The 21,492-nt window shown below is 69.4% G+C and carries 20 protein-coding genes and 1 pseudogene; 13 read left to right on the plus strand and 8 right to left on the minus strand.

The annotated features are described in order from the left end of the window. Positions 1–50: 50 nt before the first annotated feature. On the minus strand, positions 51–3,557 hold the full coding sequence (locus tag ACOMD9_RS04580; RefSeq protein ID WP_421412383.1) for a hypothetical protein: 3,507 nt from the start codon (positions 3,555–3,557) through the stop codon (positions 51–53). A gap of 151 nt (positions 3,558–3,708) precedes the next feature. On the opposite strand from ACOMD9_RS04580, the gene ACOMD9_RS04585 reads away from it, so the two are divergent. Continuing rightward, complete coding sequence (locus tag ACOMD9_RS04585) at positions 3,709–4,422, plus strand: DUF3581 domain-containing protein (protein ID WP_421412384.1); 714 nt, start codon at positions 3,709–3,711, stop codon at positions 4,420–4,422. A 46-nt stretch (positions 4,423–4,468) separates the two neighbouring features. Then, positions 4,469–6,178, plus strand: a complete 1,710-nt coding sequence (locus tag ACOMD9_RS04590) for a formate--tetrahydrofolate ligase (protein ID WP_421412385.1) — start codon at positions 4,469–4,471, stop codon at positions 6,176–6,178. A gap of 20 nt (positions 6,179–6,198) precedes the next feature. On the opposite strand, the gene ACOMD9_RS04595 is transcribed toward ACOMD9_RS04590, so the two are convergent. Then, positions 6,199–7,095 (minus strand): universal stress protein, encoded by an 897-nt coding sequence (locus ACOMD9_RS04595; protein WP_421412386.1) that lies wholly within the window; start codon positions 7,093–7,095, stop codon positions 6,199–6,201. 296 nt (positions 7,096–7,391) lie between these two features. Here ACOMD9_RS04595 and ACOMD9_RS04600 point away from each other — a divergent pair, with 296 nt between their 5' ends. Further along, entirely contained in the window at positions 7,392–8,360 is a 969-nt protein-coding gene (locus ACOMD9_RS04600) for a magnesium transporter CorA family protein (protein WP_421412387.1), read from the plus strand. Positions 8,361–8,405: 45 nt separating this feature from the next. After that, positions 8,406–9,689, plus strand: coding sequence for a DUF3422 domain-containing protein (locus tag ACOMD9_RS04605; protein WP_421412388.1), 1,284 nt, complete (start codon positions 8,406–8,408; stop codon positions 9,687–9,689). Positions 9,690–9,704: 15 nt separating this feature from the next. Here the strand turns inward: ACOMD9_RS04605 and ACOMD9_RS04610 are convergent, their stop codons facing one another. After that, positions 9,705–10,865, minus strand: coding sequence for an MFS transporter (locus tag ACOMD9_RS04610; RefSeq protein ID WP_421412389.1), 1,161 nt, complete (start codon positions 10,863–10,865; stop codon positions 9,705–9,707). A gap of 116 nt (positions 10,866–10,981) precedes the next feature. On the opposite strand from ACOMD9_RS04610, the gene ACOMD9_RS04615 reads away from it, so the two are divergent. Further along, positions 10,982–11,728 (plus strand): SDR family oxidoreductase, encoded by a 747-nt coding sequence (locus ACOMD9_RS04615; protein ID WP_421412390.1) that lies wholly within the window; start codon positions 10,982–10,984, stop codon positions 11,726–11,728. Between the two features lie 16 nt (positions 11,729–11,744). On the opposite strand, the gene ACOMD9_RS04620 is transcribed toward ACOMD9_RS04615, so the two are convergent. Then, positions 11,745–12,224, minus strand: coding sequence for a YbaK/EbsC family protein (locus ACOMD9_RS04620; protein WP_421412391.1), 480 nt, complete (start codon positions 12,222–12,224; stop codon positions 11,745–11,747). Positions 12,225–12,646: 422 nt separating this feature from the next. On the opposite strand from ACOMD9_RS04620, the gene ACOMD9_RS04625 reads away from it, so the two are divergent. Together ACOMD9_RS04625 and ACOMD9_RS04630 are read left to right on the plus strand one after the other, a co-directional pair. Further along, positions 12,647–13,780, plus strand: coding sequence for an alcohol dehydrogenase catalytic domain-containing protein (locus ACOMD9_RS04625; RefSeq protein ID WP_421412662.1), 1,134 nt, complete (start codon positions 12,647–12,649; stop codon positions 13,778–13,780). Next, positions 13,780–14,829: a proline racemase family protein gene (locus ACOMD9_RS04630; protein WP_421412392.1), complete on the plus strand. Its 1,050-nt coding sequence runs from the start codon at positions 13,780–13,782 to the stop codon at positions 14,827–14,829. Before ACOMD9_RS04625 ends, ACOMD9_RS04630 begins: the two co-directional genes overlap by 1 nt. Here the strand turns inward: ACOMD9_RS04630 and ACOMD9_RS04635 are convergent. Beyond that, on the minus strand, positions 14,814–14,999 hold the full coding sequence (locus tag ACOMD9_RS04635) for a DUF1289 domain-containing protein (protein WP_421412664.1): 186 nt from the start codon (positions 14,997–14,999) through the stop codon (positions 14,814–14,816). The two genes, ACOMD9_RS04630 and ACOMD9_RS04635, sit on opposite strands and share 16 nt — an antisense overlap. A 40-nt stretch (positions 15,000–15,039) precedes the next feature. Continuing rightward, a complete protein-coding gene (gene arfB, locus ACOMD9_RS04640; protein ID WP_421412393.1) occupies positions 15,040–15,453 on the minus strand; it encodes an alternative ribosome rescue aminoacyl-tRNA hydrolase ArfB in 414 nt (137 codons plus the stop codon). 446 nt (positions 15,454–15,899) lie between these two features. Here arfB and ACOMD9_RS04645 point away from each other — a divergent pair. After that, a pseudogene (locus ACOMD9_RS04645) lies at positions 15,900–16,247 on the plus strand (GAF domain-containing protein); the annotation flags it as partial. 129 nt (positions 16,248–16,376) lie between these two features. Then, positions 16,377–17,678 carry a putative bifunctional diguanylate cyclase/phosphodiesterase gene (locus tag ACOMD9_RS04650; protein ID WP_421412666.1) on the plus strand — a complete coding sequence of 434 codons (1,302 nt, stop codon included), beginning with the start codon at positions 16,377–16,379 and terminating at the stop codon, positions 17,676–17,678. Here ACOMD9_RS04650 and ACOMD9_RS04655 read toward each other — a convergent pair. Next, on the minus strand, positions 17,675–18,445 hold the full coding sequence (locus ACOMD9_RS04655; RefSeq protein WP_421412394.1) for a DUF1499 domain-containing protein: 771 nt from the start codon (positions 18,443–18,445) through the stop codon (positions 17,675–17,677). The two genes, ACOMD9_RS04650 and ACOMD9_RS04655, sit on opposite strands and share 4 nt — an antisense overlap. A gap of 163 nt (positions 18,446–18,608) precedes the next feature. On the opposite strand from ACOMD9_RS04655, the gene nfsA reads away from it, so the two are divergent. The 4 genes from nfsA (at position 18,609) to ACOMD9_RS04675 (ending at position 20,859) form a co-directional block, all read left to right on the plus strand. Then, on the plus strand, positions 18,609–19,340 hold the full coding sequence (nfsA, locus tag ACOMD9_RS04660; protein ID WP_421412395.1) for an oxygen-insensitive NADPH nitroreductase: 732 nt from the start codon (positions 18,609–18,611) through the stop codon (positions 19,338–19,340). An 18-nt stretch (positions 19,341–19,358) separates the two neighbouring features. After that, the gene (locus tag ACOMD9_RS04665) at positions 19,359–19,934 is read left to right on the plus strand and encodes a nucleoside deaminase (RefSeq protein WP_421412396.1); all 576 of its coding nucleotides are present in this window, start codon (positions 19,359–19,361) and stop codon (positions 19,932–19,934) included. 25 nt (positions 19,935–19,959) lie between these two features. Further along, a complete protein-coding gene (locus ACOMD9_RS04670) occupies positions 19,960–20,436 on the plus strand; it encodes a metallophosphoesterase family protein (RefSeq protein ID WP_421412667.1) in 477 nt (158 codons plus the stop codon). Positions 20,437–20,520: 84 nt separating this feature from the next. After that, on the plus strand, positions 20,521–20,859 hold the full coding sequence (locus tag ACOMD9_RS04675) for a hypothetical protein (RefSeq protein WP_421412397.1): 339 nt from the start codon (positions 20,521–20,523) through the stop codon (positions 20,857–20,859). Positions 20,860–20,927: 68 nt separating this feature from the next. On the opposite strand, the gene ACOMD9_RS04680 is transcribed toward ACOMD9_RS04675, so the two are convergent. Next, positions 20,928–21,362, minus strand: coding sequence for a hypothetical protein (locus tag ACOMD9_RS04680; RefSeq protein ID WP_421412398.1), 435 nt, complete (start codon positions 21,360–21,362; stop codon positions 20,928–20,930). Between the last annotated feature and the right edge of the window lie 130 nt (positions 21,363–21,492).

Raw genomic sequence — 21,492 nt, forward strand, 5'->3', positions numbered from 1 at the left:
CCCCGCTCCCGCATGCCTTTCCTGCATGCCCGATGACAGGGCCGGGCGCCTCAGGGCGCGCTCGCAGGGACGGCGTCGAGCGCGTCGCGCCACACCTCCGGCGCGATATCGCCCATCGCCTCGTCATCGCCTCGCCGGCTCCTCTCGTACCAGCGCCGGGGGGCCTGGAAGCGGAGTCGGGTGTCACCCTCCGCCAGGGCGATGCCGAGTCCCAGCGCGCCCAGCCGTGCATAGAGGCTGCCCGTCAGGGTGTCGTCGCGCATCTCCAGGTCGGCCAGCAGGGTCAGGTTGCCCCCCTCCAGCCGGGCATCACTCAGCTGCAGGCTGTCCTCGTCCAGGTCGATCCGTGCATTGCCGCGAATGCCGGAAACGGTGAGCAGGCGGCCGAGCCAGTCACGCTCCCGGGCACCGGCAAGGAACAGCCGCGCCAGCAGGCCGCTGTCGCGCATGGCCACCCCCCAGCGGGATGTCATCGCCAGCGGGCGTTGCCATAGCAGCTGTCCCTCCTCCAGGTCGAGTCTCGCCCACCAGCCAGCGTCGCGCCGACCGTTGGCATCGTCGCGGGAAACGTTGTCCAGTCGCAGCAGTGAGCCCGAGGCATCGAAGCGCCGCTCGGCCAGGTTGCCGTCGCGCAGCCGAGCCTCCAGGCGAAGGTCGCCGGCAAGCCGCTGGTCGGCCAGTCGCAGCGTCGCACCGAACGCCTGCAGGGTCAGGTCACCCCGGGCGTGCATGCCCTCCAGGATCAGTTCCGCCTCGAGGCTGGCGCGTCCCGAGAGCAGCTCGAGGCCGGCGGATTCGGGGAAATAGGCATTGTAGACGCCCAGGTCCGTCACCTCGGCGATGGGCAGCTCCACCCGGGTGGTGAAGGTCTCCACGGCCGGTTTCCCGTCACCCGGCCGGAAATCCGGGGTGGCGGTCTCGAGCCTGAAGTGGCGGCCTTCCAGATGGGCCTGCTCCTCGCCCAGGCGCGTCAGGGCGAACCGTGGCAGCCCGAGCTCCAGGCGCGCGCCGGGGCTGGCCGGTTCGCCCTCGACCCGCACCGCCAGGGTGCCGCGGCCGCTGGCCTCGTAGTCGAGGAAGCGCACCCGGAGGTCATCTGCATCGACACGCAGGCTGCTGTCCGGCGCCAGGGCCTCCTCCCGGAGGCGCAGGTCGGCCTCGAGCCGGCCATTGCCACGAATCTCCAGGCCATGGGCCTCGGGCAGGAAGGGGTCGAGGAAGCCGAGCCGGCTGACCAGCCCCTCGAGCACCAGCCGGCTGCTGCGCGGGACACCGGCTTCGTCCGACGCCAGCAGGTGGGAGAAGCGCGCCTGGCGGGCGACCAGCACACTGCGCATCCGCTCGCCCTGGTCGGCGTTCCGGGCCGCGGCCTGCAGTTCCAGGCGCGTCCCCGACAGGTCGAGCCGGCTGCCGTCGAGCAGGGCTTCACGCAGGGCCAGGTCGACCGCCAGTGCTCCCTCGACGGGCTCGCCGAGCACGGTGCCGGCGATGTCCTGCCCGGCAAGCCTGAGCGACCCGCTGGCGCTCGCCCCCTCGAGTCGCAGCCGGCCATGGCTTGCGGCACTCCCGCCGTGCAGCGCGTGGAGAGCGGGGGCCGGCAGGTAGCGGCCCAGTACGGCCACGTCGGGAAGGGTGGCATCCTCCCAGGCCAGGGTCACGGATCGTGCCCTGGGGAGCTCCCCTTCCGCCGCCGGCTGCCCCTCGGCGGTCATCGTCAGGCGGGCCCCCTCGAGCAGCGTGGCGCCATCGGAGCGGCGGCGCATGCCGGCCTCCTCCAGGGTGGCCTGGAGCCGGGCCACGGGGCCCGCGTCGGTATCCAGCCACTCGGCGTCGAGATGGCCGCGCCCGCTGGCATGGATGTCGAGCAGGCGTACCGCCAGGTCGTCACTCGTCACACCCAGGTGACTGCCCGGGGCGAGTCTCCCCCGTACCACCATCAGCCGGGCGGCCAGCTCGCCGCCCCCTTCCAGCGCGAGGCCACGGCCCTCCAGGGCTTCCGACAGGAAGGCATCGAGGAACCCCAGCCGATCCACCCGGCCGCTCACCGCCAGCTGGCCATCCAGTGGCGGTATCCCGGGGCGGGTGGCGAGCTCGCCCAGGGAGGTGCCGGCTGTCAGCCGCGCCTCGTCGAGGGTCAGCTCGCTGACCATGGGAGGCTCGCCTGGCGCCGCCTCGGCACGCACCTCCAGCCGGGTGCCGGACAGGTCGAGTCGCGGTCCGGCCGGGTCGAGTTCGGGCAGGCGCAGGGCCAGGTGCAGCTCGCCGCTGATCCGCTGCCCGAGCAGGCTCAGGGCGACGTCACTGCCGACGAGCTCGAAGTCGCCGCGCACCACATCCTCGGCGTAGTCGAGCCGGCCGTCGAGGCGGGCACTGCCGCCGTGGAGTGCGAAGGGAATCGATGCCGGGAGGTAGCGGGACAGGACGCTCACGTCCGGCAATTCGGCGCCTTCCCAGTGCAGGCTGGCCGTCTCGGGCGCCCGGGGCGGAACCGCCAGGTCGGCCCGGGGCAGGGTGGCCGAGAGGCGGAAGTGTCGACTGGTCAGGAAGGGCGTCGCCGACGTTCCCGGGTGCATGTCGAGATCATCGAGCTCCACGTCGAGGCGTGCCGGTGCCTGCCCCTTCTCGTCCCTCACGGCCGCCGTGACCCGGCCGGTGCCGGCGAGTCGAAAGCGTTCGCCGGCCCGGGTGGGGCCCGCCTGATGGGGCAGGGTCCAGTTCGGGGAGGCGGCGTCCCCGGGCGACGCCTCGGGGGGGCGGTCGATGGCGAGCAGGGCGGCTTCATCGAGTTCCACCTGCAGGGCGGGGGAGTCCAGCACCAGCCTGCTGCCCGGGGCCAGCACCCCCTCGTCGAGGACGAGGTCCCCGCGGAGGCTGCCGCGCCCGGCCAGGGCCAGCCAGTCGAGCCCTCCCAGGTAGTGGTTGAAGAGGTGCCAGGCGTCGGCCCGAGCGGTGATGGCCAGCTCGCCGGAGACGAAGCGGGAGGCCGCCATGCCGGGATGGTCGCCCGGCACGAAGGGCGCGACGCCCAGGGTCGACTCCAGGCCGATGTCGCTTGCCAGCGGTTCGCTGCCACGGTGCAGGGTCGCCGCGTCGAGCGCCAGGCTCAGGCGCTCGACCCCGATGCGGCGCTCGTCGAGGGTCAGTCCGGCCAGGTCCAGGCTGCCCTCGCCCGCGAGCACGTGTTCGCCGACCCTCAGGGAGCGCAGGCCGCTGGCCTGGAGCGAGCGGACGTCCAGTCGTCGCGCGAGCAGGGCCGCCAGCGACAGCTCCAGGGTGGCCGACGCGACCTCGAGGCGAAGCGGCAGGTCGTCGTCCTGGCGTTCCAGTTGCAGCGACTCCACGTGCAGGCGTCCGGGCCACCAGCTGCGGCTGCCGCTCCAGCTGATCGAGAGACCGGGTTGCGGCGTCAGCCGCGCCTGCACCCAGGCGCTGTCGAGCAGCCAGTTGACCCCGGCCAGATAGCCGACGACGAGCACCGCGGGCAGGGCGGCCAGCCACCACCACCATCGGCTCCTGGCGCGCCTGATGCGCGATGTGTCCGGTTCCGTTCCTGGCATGGGTTGCCGCTCCCGAGGTTGCCCCGTGTCATGGTAGCCTCCGGGAAGGCTTCGTTGCCGCGGGTTTTATGGCATCATCTGCCACTCCGGCAGTGGCCGGCAGTGGCCGGCAGCAGACGGATCGCCAATGACGCAGCGCAGGCACAGCAGCATGTTTCTCGATGAATTCCATACGCTCACGGGAGAGCAGGTACGCATCTCCGCGGAGCAGGCCAGTCGTTTCGCCAAGCGGATCGCCGGCGACTACAATCCCATCCACAACCCGGATGCACGCCGCTTCTGTGTCCCGGGCGACCTGCTGTTCGCCCTGGTGCTGGCTCGCTTCGGACTCTCCCAGCACATGAGCTTCCGTTTCCTCAACATGGTGGGCGAGGGGACGCCGCTTCGCTTCCAGGAGCACGAGGATGGCCGGATCCGCATCTGCGACGAGGCTGGCAAGTCGTACCTCGAGGTGGAGCGCAGCGGCGAGACGACCCGTGACGAGGCGGTGGTCGAGGCCTTCACCCGCTGCTACGTGGCGTTCTCGGGCAAGAACTTTCCCCACTACCTCAAGCCGCTGATGGAGGAGCAGGGGGTGATGTTCAACCCGCGGCGGCCGCTGGTGATCTACGACAGCATGGGATTCTCGCTGGAGCGACTCGATGGGCTGTCGCCGGCCCTGGAGCTGGCCAGTTCCTCGCTGGAGGTCACCGGCAAGCGCGGCGATGCGCTGCTGGAGTTCCGCATCACTGCCGATGGCGAACCTGTCGGTACCGGCTCCAAGAAGCTGGTGGTCAGCGGCCTGTGTGACTACGATCCCGACGCCATGGACGATATCGTCGCCGAATTCTATCGCCTCAAGGCTGCCTACGAGAACAGCGCCTGAGGTGCCGCCCCTCTCGCCGGCGACGGTGTCGGCCAGCAGGTGAAGCATGCCCCGGAACTGCGACGGGCGTGAGGCAGCCGACCCGGGTGCCCCGCTTGCGGACATCGAGATCGCCCGGCGGGCCAGGCTCGAACCGATACTCGCGCTGGCCGAGTCTCGCCTTGGCCTGGCGCCCGAGTGCCTGATTCCCCTTGGCCACCATCGCGCCAAGCTCTCCCATGAGCTGCTCGAGTCCCTGAAGCCACGGCCCCGAGGCCGGCTGGTGCTGGTGTCGGCGATCACCCCCACGCCCGCCGGCGAGGGCAAGACCACTGCCTGCGTGGGCCTGGTGGATGCCCTCAACCGGCTGGGCGTGCCGTCGCTGGCCTGCCTGCGCGAACCCTCCCAGGGGCCCGTGTTCGGCATGAAGGGCGGTGCCGCCGGTGGTGGCCGTGCCCAGGTCGTCCCCATGGAAGCCATCAACCTGCACTTCAACGGCGACTTCCATGCGGTGACCGCGGCCCACAACCTGCTGGCCGCACTGATCGACAACCACCTCTACTGGGGCAATGCACTGGGCATCGACCCCGAGCGCGTGGTGTGGCGACGCGTGCTGGATATCAACGACCGCTCGCTGCGCCGGGTGAGGACGCGCCTGGGCAACGGTGCCGAGTGCGAGACGGGGTTCGACATCACCGCCGCCTCCGAGGTGATGGCTGTCCTCTGCCTGGCGGATGACCTGGACGACCTGCAACGGCGCCTGGGGCGCATGGTGGTCGCCTGGCGTGTCGATGACACCCCGGTCACCGCCGCGGACCTGCAGGCGGTCGGCGCCATGGCGGTGCTGCTGCGGGATGCGCTGGCCCCCAACCTGGTGCAGACCCTGGAGCACAGCCCGGTGCTGGTCCATGGCGGGCCCTTCGCCAATATCGCCCATGGCTGCAGTTCACTGATGGCCACCCGAGCGGCCCTGGCGCTGGGCAAGGTGGTGGTCACCGAGGCGGGCTTCGGCGCCGACCAGGGGCTGGAGAAGTTCCTCGACATCAAGTCGCGCCAGTCGGGTATCCATCCCGACGCGGTGGTGATCGTCTGTACCCTGCGGGCGCTGCGCTTCCATGGCGGTGCCAGCCGCGAGTCGATGAACACCCCCTCCATCGAGAGGCTGGAGCGCGGGCTGGGCAACCTGGTCCGGCAGGTCGAGGTGTCACGGGCCTGCGGCCTCGAACCGGTGGTGACCCTGAATGCCTTTGCCTCGGACACTGCCGAGGAGCGTGATCGGCTTGCCGCCTGCTGCGCTGCGCTGGGCGTGAGGATGGTGGTCAGCGACCACTGGGCCTGCGGCGGCGAGGGGGCCGTGCCACTGGCCCGTATGGTGCTGGAACGGCTGGAGTCGGAACCGGCGGGGGGCACCCTGCTCTATCCCGACGGCACCCCCGTGGAACGGGCCCTGCGTATCGTCGCGACCCGGCTCTACGGCGCCCGGGACGTGGCGCTCTCGCCCCTGGCCCGCGACCAGCTCGACCAGCTGACCCGCCACGGGTTCGGCACCCTGCCGGTATGCATCGCCCGCACCCAGTTCAGCTTCTCGGACGACCCGGCCGACGGGGGCCTGGTGGAAGGCCACCTGCTGCGGGTGAGCGAGCTGAGGCTGTCGGCGGGGGCCGGCTTCGTGGTGGCCATCTGCGGCCGGATCATGACCCTGCCCGGCCTGCCCCGGAGCCCCGCGGCACTGGCCATGGGCCTGGATGCGCAGGGCAACGTCAGCGGCCTCTCCTGAGGCCGCACGGGCCCGGGGAATCAGACCACCACGGTCACCGGGCAGGGTGCCGTGTCGATCACCCGATGGCTGACGCTGCCCAGCAGCGACTCCCGCCACTTGCCCAGCCCACGGCGCCCCATGACGATCATCGGGGTATCCTCGGCATGATGCCGGGCCCTGGCGACGATCGACTCGGGTATGCGTTCAGCGTGGGTGAGCACCTCCTCGATGCCGGCCGGTACCTCGCCCAGCGCCTCCCGTGCCAGGCGGAAGACCCGGCGGGCCTGGCTCTCCTCGTCCTGCTCGGCGCCGGAGGCTTCCCCTCCGGGCTGGCAGAAGATCAGTTCCACCGGCACCTCGGCGCTGCGTGCCAGGTCGCCGGCGAGGGATGCCGCCTTGAGGCAGGGGTCAGCACCATCCACCGGCACCAGCACACGGCCGATGCGCGAGGCCTCGAGCACGCTGGCATCGGCATGCACGATGGTCACCGGGCAGCGGGCCTTGTGCACCACCTCGTTGCTGACGCTTCCCTGCATGAACTTGCCCACATCGCTGAGATGCCGGGCACCCAGTACCAGGAGGCTGTCGGCATGCTGCCGGGTGTGCGCGACGATGGCGCGATCGGGATGGCGGATGAAGGTGGCGTCCTCGAGGATCACCTCGGTGGGCGTCAGCGCCAGGGCCGGATCGATGGCCTTGCGCGCCAGGGCGAAGGCCTCGGCGGCCTGCTCGCGGCGCAGGGCGCGGTCATGGTCGGCATGCACCTGGCGGTTGGCGGGGATGTCGCTGAGTTCGGCCGGATTGAGCGGCATGACATGCAGCAGTTCCAGCGGCGCATCGAGCAGCCGCGCCAGCAGGCTGGCATGGCGTGCCGCGGCCGCGGCCGTGGGTGATCCATCCACCGGCACGATCACCTGCGAGACGTGCTCACTCATCGACATTCTCTCCCTGTTGCCTCGATCGGTCGCCTGACAGCGTAGGGCCCTGGCGGGGCCTCCAGGCGATAGACTAGCGCAGCCCGGGCCCCGGCGTCTCGTCGGGCGCATGCCCACCCCCTTCCGGGCCGACCCTGTGCGTCCTCGTGACGCCGCCATGGAGTCCCGGGCAGGAAGCGCCTGGCCTGCCGACGTCCGGTGATGAGGACGTTCGTCGGTCGCCGATGGCGGTCGGCCAGTGCAACCGGGGCCGGCTTGGCCTATGGTCGAGGCAACCCCCCACGGACGGAGTGCCCATGATCCGCACCATGCTGGCGACCACCGATGGCCGGATCCTCTCCGGCGATGAGGCCCTGATCGAGCGCTGGCGCCGGGAGGCCGGCAGCCGGTTGTGGATCGACCTCCAGGGCGAGACCCGGGAGACGGAGCGGAGCCTGCTGGAGCGGTTCGACAGCCACCCGCTGGCCATCGATGATGCGCATCGCGAGCGTCACCCCCCCAAGATCGAGGAGTTCGAGCACCATACCCTGATCATCTACCGGGGCATCTCGTCGTTCGACGCCGAGCTCAACTACGAACCCCAGCAGATGGCCTTCTTCCTCGGCGCGGACTACCTGATCAGCCTGCACCCCGGCAAGGCCGCCAGCATCGAGCGGCTTTTCGCCCAGGAGGGCGGGGCCTTGCTCGTGGAGTCGCCGGAGCATGTGGTGCTGCGGATCATGTACACCTCCGCCGGCTACTACCTGGACAGCCTGCTGGAGTTCGAGACCCAGATCAGCGACCTGGAGGACGAACTGCAACTGGCCGGCAACGACAACCTGATGCGGCGGATCGTCGCCTACAAGTCGCGCCTGGTGAAGATGCGCCGGCTGTTCAACTACCACCAGGGCATCACCCAGGAACTGATCGCCTACGACTACCGCCACCTGCCCCGCGAGAACCCGGCGACCCTGCACGCCATCAACGACGTCTTCGAGCGCTTCGAGCGGCTCCACAGCCTGACCCAGATGTACTACGACATCTGCGGCGACCTGGTGGACGGCTATCTCTCGATCTCGTCGCACCAGCTCAACACCACCATGCGCATCCTCACGGTGATGATGTCCATCTTCGTGCCGCTGACCTTCATCGCCGGCGTCTACGGCATGAACTTCGAGCACATGCCGGAACTCGGCTACCGTCACGCCTACTTCATCGTGCTGGTCGTGATGCTCGCCCTCGGCGTCGGCCTGCTCTGGGTGTTCCGACGCCGGAAGTGGCTGTGACGCGACCAGGGAGCGGGACGCGTTGACGCAGGGTGGTTGGCCAGCATGGTGGTACGCCGTAGTCTCGGAAGTCACGACTTTCTCGAGACCCTGACCATGCATCCACAGCGGGAACGCCTGCACAACGAGCTCCATGCCCGACCCTCGATCTACTTCGCGGAGCCGGCGCACCTGTACCACTACGCCTTCCTCGACAGCGAAGACACCTGCGATGCCATGCTTGCCCGGCTCGGCGAGCTCACCGGCAGGCACCCGGATGTCGAGGCCGCCCAGGAGATCATCGAACTCGAGGGCCAGGTCCTGAAGTGGGAGCGCCATACCGAGTTCTTCACCCTGACCCTGCTGGTGCCCCGACACGGCCATGGCGAGACATGGCCCGCCCCGCCACCCCTGCTGGCGGAGATGGCGGCGCAGTATCAGCGGGTACTGATCAATGCCAGCCTGATCCTGGTGGAGTCGGAGGCGGCGTGGCCCGGGGAAGCCGAGGCCTACGGCTTCCGCGACCCGGCCGGCTCCAGCGTGGGGGATGGCGACGCCACGATATGGAGCGACTTCCGCCTCACGGACGAGGGCATCAACCGCATCCTGCTGGTGAACCGTGGCCTCGACGACTTCCGCCTGGGACGCATGACCCGACGGCTGCTGGAAATCGAGACCTATCGCATGATGGCCTCGCTGGCGCTGCCGCTGGCCAAGGAGCTGGGGGCCGAGCTGCGCAACTACGAGGTGGAGCTCGGTGAACTCTCGGATCGCAATGCCGAGCAGCAGGAGGAGAGTTCGCGCCCGCTGCTGGCGGCCATCTCGTCGCTGTCGGCGCGCCTCGAGCGCAGTGGTGCCCGCTCACGGCAGCGCTTCAGTGCCACCGAGGCCTACGCGCGCATCGTCTACACTCGCATCGAGGAGCTGCGCGAGACCCGGGTCGGCGACTGTCCGCGCCTGGGTACCTTCATCCTGCGCCGCTTCCGACCCACGGTGCACTACTGTGCGGCGATCGACCGGCGCCAGGAGAGCCTGGCGGAGAGCGTGGCCCGGCTCAACGACCTGCTGCGGACCCGGGCCCAGGTGGAGATCGAGGAGCAGAACTCCGAGATCCTGCAGAGCCTCAACGAGCGAAGCAGCAGTCAGCTGAAGATCCAGAAGGCGGTCGAAGGGCTGTCCATCATCGTCATCAGCTACTACCTCTTCAGCCTCTTCAAGCTGGGCCTGCAGAGCCTGGATGCCCTGGGGGTGCCGATCGTCCCGAGCGTGGCCGCCTCGGTGCTCGGCCCCCTGGGGATACTGATCATCGCCCTGCTGGCCTGGCGTATCTGGCGGGTCAAGCGGCATTGACCTTGGCCCGGGTGATCACGCCGTCGAGTGTCTCACCCGCGCCCACAGGGCGATGAGCCCCACCATCAGCAGTGCCACGAGGCCGGCGAGAAGCAACGGAAAGGCCGGGGTGCCGGCCCGCTCCAGCAGCGGGCCGGTCAGCGACGGCACGGCCATGGCGCCGATGCCGCCGGCGAGGAAGATCAGCCCGGTGGTGCGCCCGCGCATGGTCATCAGCTGGTTGCTCAGCCCGAACAGGGTGGGAAAGATCGCCGACGCCGAGAGCCCGAACAGCAGGGACGCCACCTGCAGCGGCAGCCCGGCGAAATGCAGGGACAGCGCAGTGGCCAGGCCCAGCCCGAGGCAACCGCACAGCACCGTCCAGGGCGAGAGCCACCCGAGCAGCGGGATGGCCAGCAGGCGCCCGGCCGAGAGCGTCAGCCAGAACAGCGTGACCAGCAGGGCGGCATCGCTCGAGGTCATGCCGCCGAGGGTGCCGTAAGCGGTGATCCAGCCGGCGAAGGTGATCTCCATGCCCACGTAGAGGCCGAACATCAGCAGAAAGATCGCCAGCCGCCAGGGGTCCGCAGGGGGTGCCGGGCGCCCGGCATCCGGCTCGCGCGACGGCGGGGTCGGGCTCTCCAGCCGCGCCAGCGGCCAGAGCAGCAGCAGGACGTAGAGCACCACCACCCAGAAGGCCCAGGCGAAGTGCCCGGTCAGCGCCAGGGCGGCCACCAGCACCAGCGGTACCAGCATGTTGCCGAGCCCGAAGCAGAAGTGCAGGGCGCTGATCCAGGGTGCCGAGGCCGTACCATGGGTCCACAGCAGCAGGGTGTTGGCCCCCGCATTGATCGAGACCTCACTGAAGCCGAGCAGGAAGACCACGGCCGTCAGCATCGCCAGGGCCTGGCTGAAGGGGACCAGCAGGAGCCCTGTCGCCATCAGCAGGGCCATGCCGATCAGCACCCGGTGGCCCGGGAAGCGGTCCACCAGCATGCCCGCGACCACCGAGCCGAGCATGTTGCCCAGTGCCCGGGCGGTGAACAGGATGGCGATCTGGCCCATGGTCGAGTCGGTCATCTCGGCCAGGTGCGGCAGTGCCGGCCCCAGCAGGCCGCCACTCATGCCGATGGCAAGGAAGACGAGGAAGTAGGTCAGGGTCACCCGAAGGGGGGGCCGGATGTGGAAGGCCAGCATGTCCGCTCCATGGAATCGTTGGCGATGCGCGAATTGTCGCACGATCCTGTTGACGGGATATCCTCCACGGGGGGCAATCGGCTCCCATCACGATCAGGCAGACGAGGAGAAGCACGATGCACGAGGTCATGATCATCACCGGCGGTAGCCGGGGAATCGGCGCCGCCACGGCGAAGCTGGCGGCACGGAAGGGGTATCGGGTCTGTCTTACCTACCGCGGCAATCGCCAGGCGGCCGACGAGGTCGTGGCCGAGATCACTCGCGACGGCGGTGAGGCCATTGCCTTGGCGGCGGACGTCAGCGTCGAGCGCGACGTGGTGGGGCTGTTCGAGAGCGTCGATCGCGCCCTCGGTCCGGTGGGCGTGCTGGTCAACAATGCCGGCATCCTGGAGACCCGGAGCCGTGTCGAGGCCATGGATGCCGAGCGCCTGGCACGGGTCCTGGCCGTCAACGTCACCGGCAGCTTCCTGTGTGCCCGGGAAGCGGTACACCGCATGTCGACGAAGCGGGGAGGCGCCGGTGGCGCCATCGTCAACCTCTCCTCGGCGGCCTCGCGCCTGGGAGGCCCCAACGAGTTCGTCGACTACGCCGCCGCCAAGGGGGCCATCGATACCTTCACGATCGGCCTGGCCAAGGAGGTCGCCGACGAGGGAATCCGGGTCAACGCCGTGCGCCCCGGGCTGATCTACACCGATATCCACGGCAGCGGCGGACAGCCCGACCGGGTGGATCGCCTCAAGGACAGCGTGCCCATGCAGCGCGGTGGCTACCCCGAGGAAGTCGCCAGGGCGATCCTGTGGCTGGCCTCCGACGAGGCCTCCTACTCCACCGGCTCCTTCATCAACGTGGACGGCGGCCGCTGATGCGGCCCGGGCTCGCCTAGCCTTCCATGGCCACGGGCAGCTTGCAGACATCCACCCACTCGGCCTCGACCAGTTCCGCCAGCCGCTCGGGGCAGAGGCGTACGGCGCTGTGCGGCGAGCCGGCGGCGGGCAGCACCTCGGTGTAGGCCCTGAGTGACGCGTCGCAGTAGACCGGCAGGGGGGTGGCCAGCCCGAAGGGGCAGACGCCACCCACGGGATGGCCGGTCAGTTCGAGTACCGTCTCGGCATCCAGCATCTTCGCCTTGGCGTCGAAGGTGGTGCGCATCTTGCGGTTGTCGACGCGGGCATCGCCGCTGGCCACCACCAGTACCTGTCGTTCGCCGATACGGAAGGCCAGCGTCTTGGCGATCTGTCCGGGCGCCACGCCATGGGCCTCGGCGGCGAGCGTCACGGTGGCGGTGCTGGTGGCGAGTTCCAGTATCTCGATGTCCGGCGCCTTCTCGGCAAGAAAGGCCTGCACGTTCTCGAGGCTCATGGGGTCGGGGCTCCATCTTCCGGGAATCGACCTCCATCTATAGCCATTCCGGGCCGGGAAATCCAATGCCGGGTAATCCCTGCCGGCCGCTCCCGGTTCGCCGTCGACGCCCCCGGGGCCATGGTCGGGCCGTCGTGCAGGGCGCCAGCGGCCGGGCAGGAAGAACGCATACTCACGGGGTGAAATTCAGAAAGAATCCTTCGGATTCGCGATGTTCAGTGCAACGGCGGTCATGTTTCAATCTGCCGTCAGCCCGTTCGGCCACCGAGAAGCCGGTTGGCATCGAGCGGGCATGGCCCGCAGGCCAGAGTCATCAACGGTGACCGATCGAGAGTCTGCCAGGGTCAGTCGTGAAAGCCTACTCATGCCAGGAGGTTGGAAAAGTGGCACCCGATACGCTTCCGGAGAATGTTCCCGCCACCATGGCGGCCATGCTGCTGACCGGGCATGGTGGCATCGACAAGCTGGTCTACCATCAGGACGTGCCCACCCCCACCCCCGGGTCGGGCGAGGTGCTGGTGCGCGTCACCGCGACGGCGAAGAACAACACCGACCGCAAGGCCCGGGAGGGCCTCTACCCGACCCGGGACAAGGGCGAGGTGACCTCCTTCGCCATGGGCGGCACGCCGACCCTGACCTTCCCGCGCATTCAGGGCGCCGACGTGGCCGGGCGCGTGGTCGCCGTGGGCGAAGGGGTGGATGCCTCGCGCATCGGCGAGCGCGGGCTGCTGGACTTCAACCTCTACCCGGACGCCCGCCGCGACCTCAACCTCATGCCCGACTACTACGGTCACGGTGCCGACGGAGGCTTCGCCGAGTACATCGCCGTGCCCTCCGACCAGTTCCATCACGTGCCCAACCCCGAGCTCGCCGATGCCGAACTCGCGGCCATGGGCATGTGCTCCTACCAGACCGCCTATCACATGATGACCTCGGCCGGCGTGAAGGCCGGTGAACGGGTGCTGGTCACCGGCGCCAGCGGCGGGGTGGGCACGGCGCTGATACAGCTGTGCCGCATCGTCGGCGCGATCCCCTATGCGCTGAGCCAGCGCGACAAGTCCGATGCGCTGCTCGCGCTCGGTGCCGAGGCCGTGCTCGATCGCTCGAACATGGAGGACTTCACCGAGCAGGTCAGCGAGCTGACCGGGGGCGAGCCCATCGACGCGGTGATGGACCTGGTCGGCGGCGAGATGACCGACCGCTTCATCGACACCATGATCTTCGACATGAAGCGCCGCGACAGCTATCCGCGGCTCTCCATCGCCGGCGCCAGCGGGGGCAACCTCAGCGAGATCATGTGGACCCGCGTCTACCTCTATCAGGTGCAGCTCTTCGGGGTCTCCCACGGCACCCGCGAAGAGGCCGAGCAACTGGTGGCCTGGATACGCGAGGGCCAGCTGAAGCCGGTGCTGCATGCGGCCTTCCGGCTGTCCGACCTGCACCAGGCGGAGACCTACTTCGTCAATCGCGGCAGCAACTACCTGGGCAAGATCGTGATCGTGCCCGATGCGCAGTGGGCCGACCATGGCGCCCCCTTCGCACTGGAGGCCTCCTGATGAGCGGCGAGCTGACGGTGAAGCTGATCGATACCCATGCCGGCGGCGATGTCAGCCGCATCGTGGTCGGGGGCATCGATCCCCTGCCCGGGGCCACGGTCCGGCAACAGATGGAGTACCTCCGCGACGACGCCGACGGCCTGCGTCAGCTGCTGCTGAACGAGCCCTACGGGGCTCCCGAGATGTCGGTGGACCTGATCGTTCCCGCCACCGACCCCGAGGCGGCGGTGGGCTACATCATCATGGAGGTGATGGGCTATCCCATCTATTCCGGCTCCAATACCATCTGCACCGCCACGGCGGTGCTCGAGAGCGGCCTGGTGCCCAAGCAGGAGGGGCGCCAGCGCTTCGTGCTGGAATCCCCGGCGGGGCTGGTGCGCATCGAGGCGGTGGTGGAGAACGGTGTGGTGGAGGCGATCACCTGCGAGGGCCTGCCCAGCTATATCGACACCTACCGGGCCAGCATCCACGTGCCCTCGATCGGCAACGTGACCTACAGCGTCGCCTACAGTGGCGGCTTCTATGCCCTGGTGGACGCCGCCGAGCTGGGGTTCCACCTGACCCGTGACGAGGAGCGGAGCCTGGCGGATTGTGCCTACCGGATCGTCGAGGCGATCCAGGCCGAGCGCGGCTTCTCCCACTACACCCTGGGCGATGTGGGGCCGCTGCCCTTCCTGCACTTCATGGGGCCGGTCGAGCAGGTGGCCGACGATTTCTTCCGCTCACGCTCGACGACCTACGTGCACCCCGGGGTGATCTGCCGCAGCACCACCGGTACCGGCACCTCGGCACGGCTGGCGCTGATGCACCACGAGGGGAGCATCAAGCAGGGTGACCGGCTGGAAACCGTCTCGCTGCGCGAGACGGGCTTCATCGGCGAGCTCACCGGGACGCGAAGGGAGGGCACGCATCGGGTGGTGGAGAACACCATCACCGGCAAGGGCTATGTGCTCGCGCGCTCGGATATCGTCGTCAACTGCGAGGACCCCATGGTGGAGTGTGCCGGCGTCCACCATATCCTCACCAGCGGCCATCACGACACGGAGTGAGCGGCCGCCACCAGGCACAGCATGACCGCGGCCCGTTCGGCCTCGCTCATGCTGCCCCAGCGGGCGATCTCGTCGAGGCTGCGCCCGCAGCCCTCGCAGAGTCCCGTATCGTCCGCGATTCGGCACACCTGGATGCAGGGGGAGGCGGGTGTCGGCTGGTCCAGGGTCATGGTCACGCGATCCTCCGGGCATCAGGCCACGGCACGGCGCTCACACCGGCACCTTGCCGCGCAGCGCCTTGGTCTTGCCCTTGCGGGTCTTGCTGTCCACGCGACGCCGCTGGGACCCCTTGGTGGGCTTGGTGGGCTTGCGCACCTTGCGCTGCTTCACCGCCTCGCGGATCAGCTCCCTGAGGCGTGCCAGGGCGTCTTCCCTGTTCAGCTCCAGCGTGCGGAAGCTCTGCGCCTTGATGATGACCACTCCCTCCTTGCTGATGCGCTGATCGGAGAGCGCCAGCAGGCGTTCCTTGTAGAAGGGCGGCAGGCTGGAGGCGGGAATGTCGAAGCGCAGATGCACCGCGGAGGCGACCTTGTTGACGTTCTGCCCGCCCGCCCCCTGGGCGCGGATCTGGCTGATCTGGATTTCCCAGTCGGCCAGTTCCACCGTATTTGAGATGCGTAACATGGCGTGTCTCGTGGTCGGGCCTGGATGGCAACAGGCTAACATATCGGCGGGTATCCTCCTGCCGCCGTGGCACGGAGCAGGCGCTGCCGGCCGGGTGGCCCCGCTCGGCCCGGTCAGGAATTTCCGATGGGCGGCTGCTAGGATGAAATAAGCTTCGATCGGCTCCATCAGGTCATCCCGCCGTGTGCCAGGATTCCCCTGATCACACCCCCCGCGTCACTCTCCCGTCGCCACGGGGGCGGTGCCGACCCGGCCGGCAAGCGAGTCGGCGTCCCCGGAAGTTCGGGCTGGCGGTGAGCCTGTCCGGGGGCACCCCGGAAGCAACGGTGAAGGGGGATGGCGATGGTGATCAACCGAACCGAGCCGGATCGCGAAGGTGAGCGACTGGCGGCCCTGCGCCGCTACAGGATCCTGGATACCCCGCCGGACGGCGCCTTCGATCGCACACGGCGCTGGCGGCCCACGTGCTGGAAATGCCCGTTGCCATCGTCAGCCTGGTGGATGCCGACCGCATCTGGTTCAAGTCCCGTCACGGCCTCGAGGTGGACCAGGTCGCGCGCGAGCCCGGGCTCTGTGCCTCGGTGATCATGTCGGATGACGCCTATATCGTCACCGATGCCGCCCGCGACCCGCGCACCCTGGCCAATTCCCTGGTCGCCAGCGCCAACGGCTTCCGCTTCTATGCCGCGGTGCCGCTCAAGACCCATGACAACCATAACCTGGGGACGCTCTGCTGCCTCGACTGGCGGCCGAGGCGGTTGCCGCAGGAGAAGGTGAGGGTGCTGGAATCCCTGGCGCAAGTGGTCATGGACCAGATGGAGTTGCGCCTCGCCGCACGGCGGGTTCATCGCTTGAGCGAAGAGCTGAAGGCGGTTCACCACCGGGAGCTCGAGGAGGCGAAGTCCGATATCCGCTTCCTGGCCATGTACGATCCCCTGACCCGGCTTCCCAACCGGCACATGATCCAGGATCGCCTGGAGCAGGTGCTCATCCAGTCCCGCCGTGGCAACCAGAAGGGGGCGGTACTCTTCATCGGCCTGGACAACTTCAAGCGGGTCAACGACCTCCATGGCCACGAAGAGGGGGATGCCCTGCTGCGCAGGATCGCCGCCCGGCTTGGTGCCTCTGCGCCGGTGGGCAGTACCGTGGGCCGCTTCGGCGGGGACGAGTACGTGGTGATCCTGACCAAGCTCAGCAGACGAGCCGGCAAGGCCGCCAGCAAGGCCGATCGGGTGGGCGAACAGATCCTGGAACTCCTGCGTCATCCTGATACCCCTTCCGGCACCGAGCACCCGGTGACCGGCAGCATCGGCATCACGCTGTTCGACGGGCGAGGGGACTCCGTGGGCGATGTGCTGAAACGGGCCGAGTTCGCCATGGACCAGGCCAAGGCCGCGGGTCGGAACGTGCAGCGACATTTCGATCCGGAGATGCAGGCCATCGTCAGCGCCCGCAGCGAGCTCGAGATCGAGGTGCGCCAGGGGTTGCAGGGCCAGGAATTCCTGCCCTACTTCCAGCCGCAGGTCGACGCGGCGGGACGGCTGACGGGGGCCGAGGTACTGGCCCGCTGGCAGCACCCGCGGCGTGGGCTGGTCCCGCCGGGCGACTTCATCCCGGTGGCCGAGAAGAGCGGGCTGATACTGCCGCTCGGGCGCTGCATGCTGGAGGCCGCCTGTGCCCGGCTGGCGGACTGGGCAGGGCGGCCGGACACCGCCGGGCTCAGCCTGGCCGTGAACATCAGCGCCCGCGAGTTCCACCATCACGGCTTCGTGGGCCAGGTGCTGGAGGTGCTCGAAGCCTCCGGAGCCGATCCCTGCCGGCTCAAGCTGGAGTTGACCGAGAGCCTGTTGCTGGGCGACGTGGACCAGACCATCGACAGGATGACCGCACTCAAGGACGAGGGCGTGAGCTTCTCGCTGGATGACTTCGGCACGGGGTACTCCTCGCTCTACTACCTCAAGCGTCTGCCCCTGGATCAGCTCAAGATCGACCAGCAGTTCGTCCAGGACATGCTCACGGAGCACCAGGATGCGGTGATCGTCCGGACCATCGTGGGGCTGGCGAAGAGCCTCGACCTGGAGGTGATTGCCGAGGGGGTGGATACCCACGCCATCCGGGATTGCCTCGCCGGGCAGGGGTGTGTCGCCTACCAGGGCAACCTCTTCAGCCGGCCACTGCCGATCGAGGAGTTCGAGGAGTGGCGGTCTCGGGCGCCCCGCCGCTAGCCCCCGTCCAGTCGACCTTCCAGCCTGTCCATGTACGCCACGATCCGCGCCGCGTTGGTGCCCAGGTCGCTGCGGCCGATCCGCGAGGCGGAGCGCACGTCCACACGCACCCCCGTGTCCGTCTCGGTCAGGCGGATCACCACGTCGTCCTTGAAGCCGAACCAGCGGGTGGTCGCGGTGGCCTCCAGGGTGGTGTCGGTGAGCGCGGCGATCTCCCAGCCCATCTCCCGCGCGGCGTCCTCGGCGGCGCTGAGCACCCTGGCCAGCGGCTGCTCGAGCACGAGCGGCTGGATCGACGGATAGGCCCGGCGCTGCTGGCTGGCGAAGGAGGGCGTGTAGCCCACCGCATTGGGCGCCGCCTCGCGGGCCGGGGCCAGGGTCACGAACTCGGGCGGGTTGTGGGTATCGGTGGTGATGTCGTGGATCGGCGGCACGCGCTGGGCGCGCTGCATCATCTGCCAGGGCACGGCCATCATGCCCGCCACCGCCAGGATCACCAGCAGGCCGGCCAGCGCCGGGCGCAGTCGCCGGCAGAGCGTGGCGATGACCAGCGCCAGCAGGCCCAGCGCCGCGGCAGCCACGGCCAGGTAGGCCCCCAGGCGCAGCAGGTCGAAGGCGGTGCCCAGCGGCACCAGCCCCATCCGGTGGCCGGGGCCCGCGCCACCCATCAGCGCGGCCCCCGCCACGAGCAGCAGCACGCCGAGCCAGGCCGGCACCACCGGCCAGCGGCCCCCGCGCGGGCGGTTCCTCAGGCGAAACGTCGACATCTCGGCTCCTTGGTCGGGTCTCCGCCACAGCATAACGGCTCGGGCCCGGGGCTGCGGCGGGGCGCTTTCCACGCTAGCTTGGAAGCATCCGTGCATGCGCTGACACCGAAGCGCAATGCGTTATGCTGGGTGCCTGCCTTCGCCAACCACCGAACGAGGTCCCATGAACCCCACCATCGAGCTGTTGACGTCCCACCGCTCCATCCGCAAGTTCACCGACCAGCCGGTCTCCCGCGAGCTGCTGGAGACACTGATCCGCGCCGGCCAGGGGGCGGCCACCTCCAGCCACGTGCAGGCCTACTCGGTGATCCACGTGAAGAACCCGGCGAACCGCGAGGCGATCGCCGAGCTGGCCGGCGGCCAGGCTTACGTGGCCACCTGCGGCGCCTTCCTGGTGTTCTGCGCCGACATGAAGCGCCCCACCGACGCCGCCGAGCGCACCGGTGCACGGGTGGTGCGTGGCATGACCGAGCAGCTGCTGGTGGCCACCGTGGACACCGCCCTGATGGCCCAGAACGTGGCCACAGCCGCGGAGTCCGAGGGGCTGGGTATCTGCTACATCGGCGGCATCCGCAACAACCCCCAGGAGATCAGCGACCTGCTGGGGCTGCCCGACCACGTCTACCCGGTGTTCGGCATGTGCCTGGGCTATCCGGCCCACGACCCCGACGTCAAGCCGCGCCTGCCGGTGGAGGCGATCCTCAAGGAGGACTGTTACCGCGACGACAGCGAGGCGGTGGCGGCCTACGACGACGCCATGTACGCCTACTACCAGTCGCGCAAGGGCGGCCCCAAGGACACCACCTGGTCGCAGAACCTGACGCCGCTGTTCGACACCAAGCTGCGCCCCCACATGCGCGACTTCCTGGTCAGGCGCGGCTTCGAGATGAAGTGAGGGGGGGGGGGAGAGGCCATGGAGACGCTGTTGAACGCCGGCGCGCCGGTGACCGAGGCGGCGCTGGCCGCCATCGCCCACATGCCCACCGCCGGCCTGCCGGTGCTGATGGACGATGCCTTCGCCCGGCGGTTGAGCGATGCCGACCTGATGCGCATCGCGGTGCTGCTGGCCCGGAAGAGCCGTGACGAGGGCGGCTGCCCCATCGGCGCGGTGATCATCGACAACGCCACGCGGCGCATCGTCGGCAAGGGGCACAACACCCTGGTGCAGGAGAACCACCCCTACAACCACGGGGAGACCTCCGCCATTCGCGATGCCGGGCGCCTCGACTTCGGTCGCACGACGCTCTTCACCTCCCTGAGCCCCTGCGAGGTCTGCGCGACGCTGCTCTACATGCGTGGGGTCTCGCGGGTGGTGGTGGGTGACGTCACCAATGCCTCGGGGAGCGAACCCCTGCTGCGCGAGAAGGGCGTACAGGTCGAGATCCTCGAGGACCCGCGCGGCATCGAGCTGTATGCCCGCTTTCGTGCCGAGAACCCCGAGCTGGACCTCGAGGACTGGAAGGGACTGAGTGCCACCCACCGGCCGTGACCTCGCCCCGAGCCGCGCCGCTGCGGTGGTCAGCGCCGAGCGGCCCATCGGCGTGATCAGCGATACCCACGGGCTGCTGCGGCCCGAGGCGCTGACGCTGCTGGCCGGCTGCGGGCTGATCCTGCACCTGGGCGACGTGGGCCACCGCGACGAGGATGCCGCCATCCTCGAGCGGCTGGGCGAGCTGGCCCCGGTGAGGGCGGTGCGCGGCAATATCGATACCGCGCCCTGGGCCGAGGCGCTGCCGATGACCCTGGATCTCACCGTCAACGGCTGGCGCCTGCACCTGGTGCATCGCCTGGCCGACGTCGACCCGGCCACCCCCTGCGACGCCGTGCTCCACGGCCACTCCCACAAGCCGCGCAACGAATGGCGGGAGGGCCGGCTGCTGTTCAACCCCGGTGCGGCGGGCAAGCGCCGCTTCCGCCTGCCCATCACCCTGGGCAGGCTGTGGGCAGACGCGCGCGGCCTGCGCGGCGCCATTATGCATCTGCCGCTGTGAAACCAAGGCGCGGTATCGCATCGCCGGGCCGACTGCGGGAGGATGACCGCCTGTCTGGAATTCACGTGAAGGGAGGAGGAGAGAATGGCGGACCCGGCCCTGGCCCCGCGCCTGCGTACGCTGCTCGAGCAACTGCCCGACGCCGCCGTGCCGATCACCTACCAGCAGGCCGCCGAGGCGCTGGGCCTGACGCCGCCGCGCACCATCCAGCGCGTCGCCCTGGCGCTGGAGACGCTGATGCGCGAGGACGTCGCCGCCGACCGCCCGCTGATCGCCGCCCTGGTGGTCAGCCGCCGCGGCGACCTGCCCCGGCCGGGCTTCTTCGAGCTGGCGGTCGAGCTCGGGCGCCTTCCTCCTGATCCGGCCCGGCACGAGGCCTGCTACCGGGAGGAGTTGGCCCGCGCCCTGGCGTGGTACCGCTGAGCCAGCGATGCCGGCGGGAGCAAGAGGTCGTCCCGCGCGGGACCTCGAAGACTGGAGAAACCGGCGAATCAGCGCGCCTCGGCCAGGCCGGCGAGTTCGAGCGCCTGGGCGAACTGCCGCTCGTCGAGCACGCCGCGCCAGTGGTCCACGCAGTTCGATCGCATCAGCAGCAGCTCGGCCTCCATCTTGCCGATGGCCGCGGCCTGTGCCTCGCGCGCTTCGCTGCTGGCGTTGTTCAGGATCATCTCGCGCAGCTCGGCGCGGGCTGCCACCATGCGGTCCTCGTGGGCTTCGCGTATCGCGGGGCTGCTGGCCAGCCACTCCTTCACGGCCTCGCGCTGGGTCTCGTCAAGGTCCAGCGAGTCGGCGTTTCTGGCCACCGCCGGGGTGAGGACCACGACCGGGGTCGACAGCTCGGACACGTCGCGCTCGGCGGCAATGGTCGCCTGGCTGCCGAGGGCCAGGGCCAGGGCCAGGGCAGGGATCAGGATCATGGGGCGCATGGGGATCACTCCTCTGTTCGGGAGCGTCAAAGCCTACGCAAGGCCCGTGACGGGGGCCATGCGAAAGAATGTCGCACAGCCGGGCCTGGCGGTGCCGTGCCCGCGCTGGATATGCTGCAGGGACAGCCAC

It is taken from the genome of Halomonas terrestris (assembly GCF_049166755.1).
GTDB lineage: Bacteria > Pseudomonadota > Gammaproteobacteria > Pseudomonadales > Halomonadaceae > Halomonas.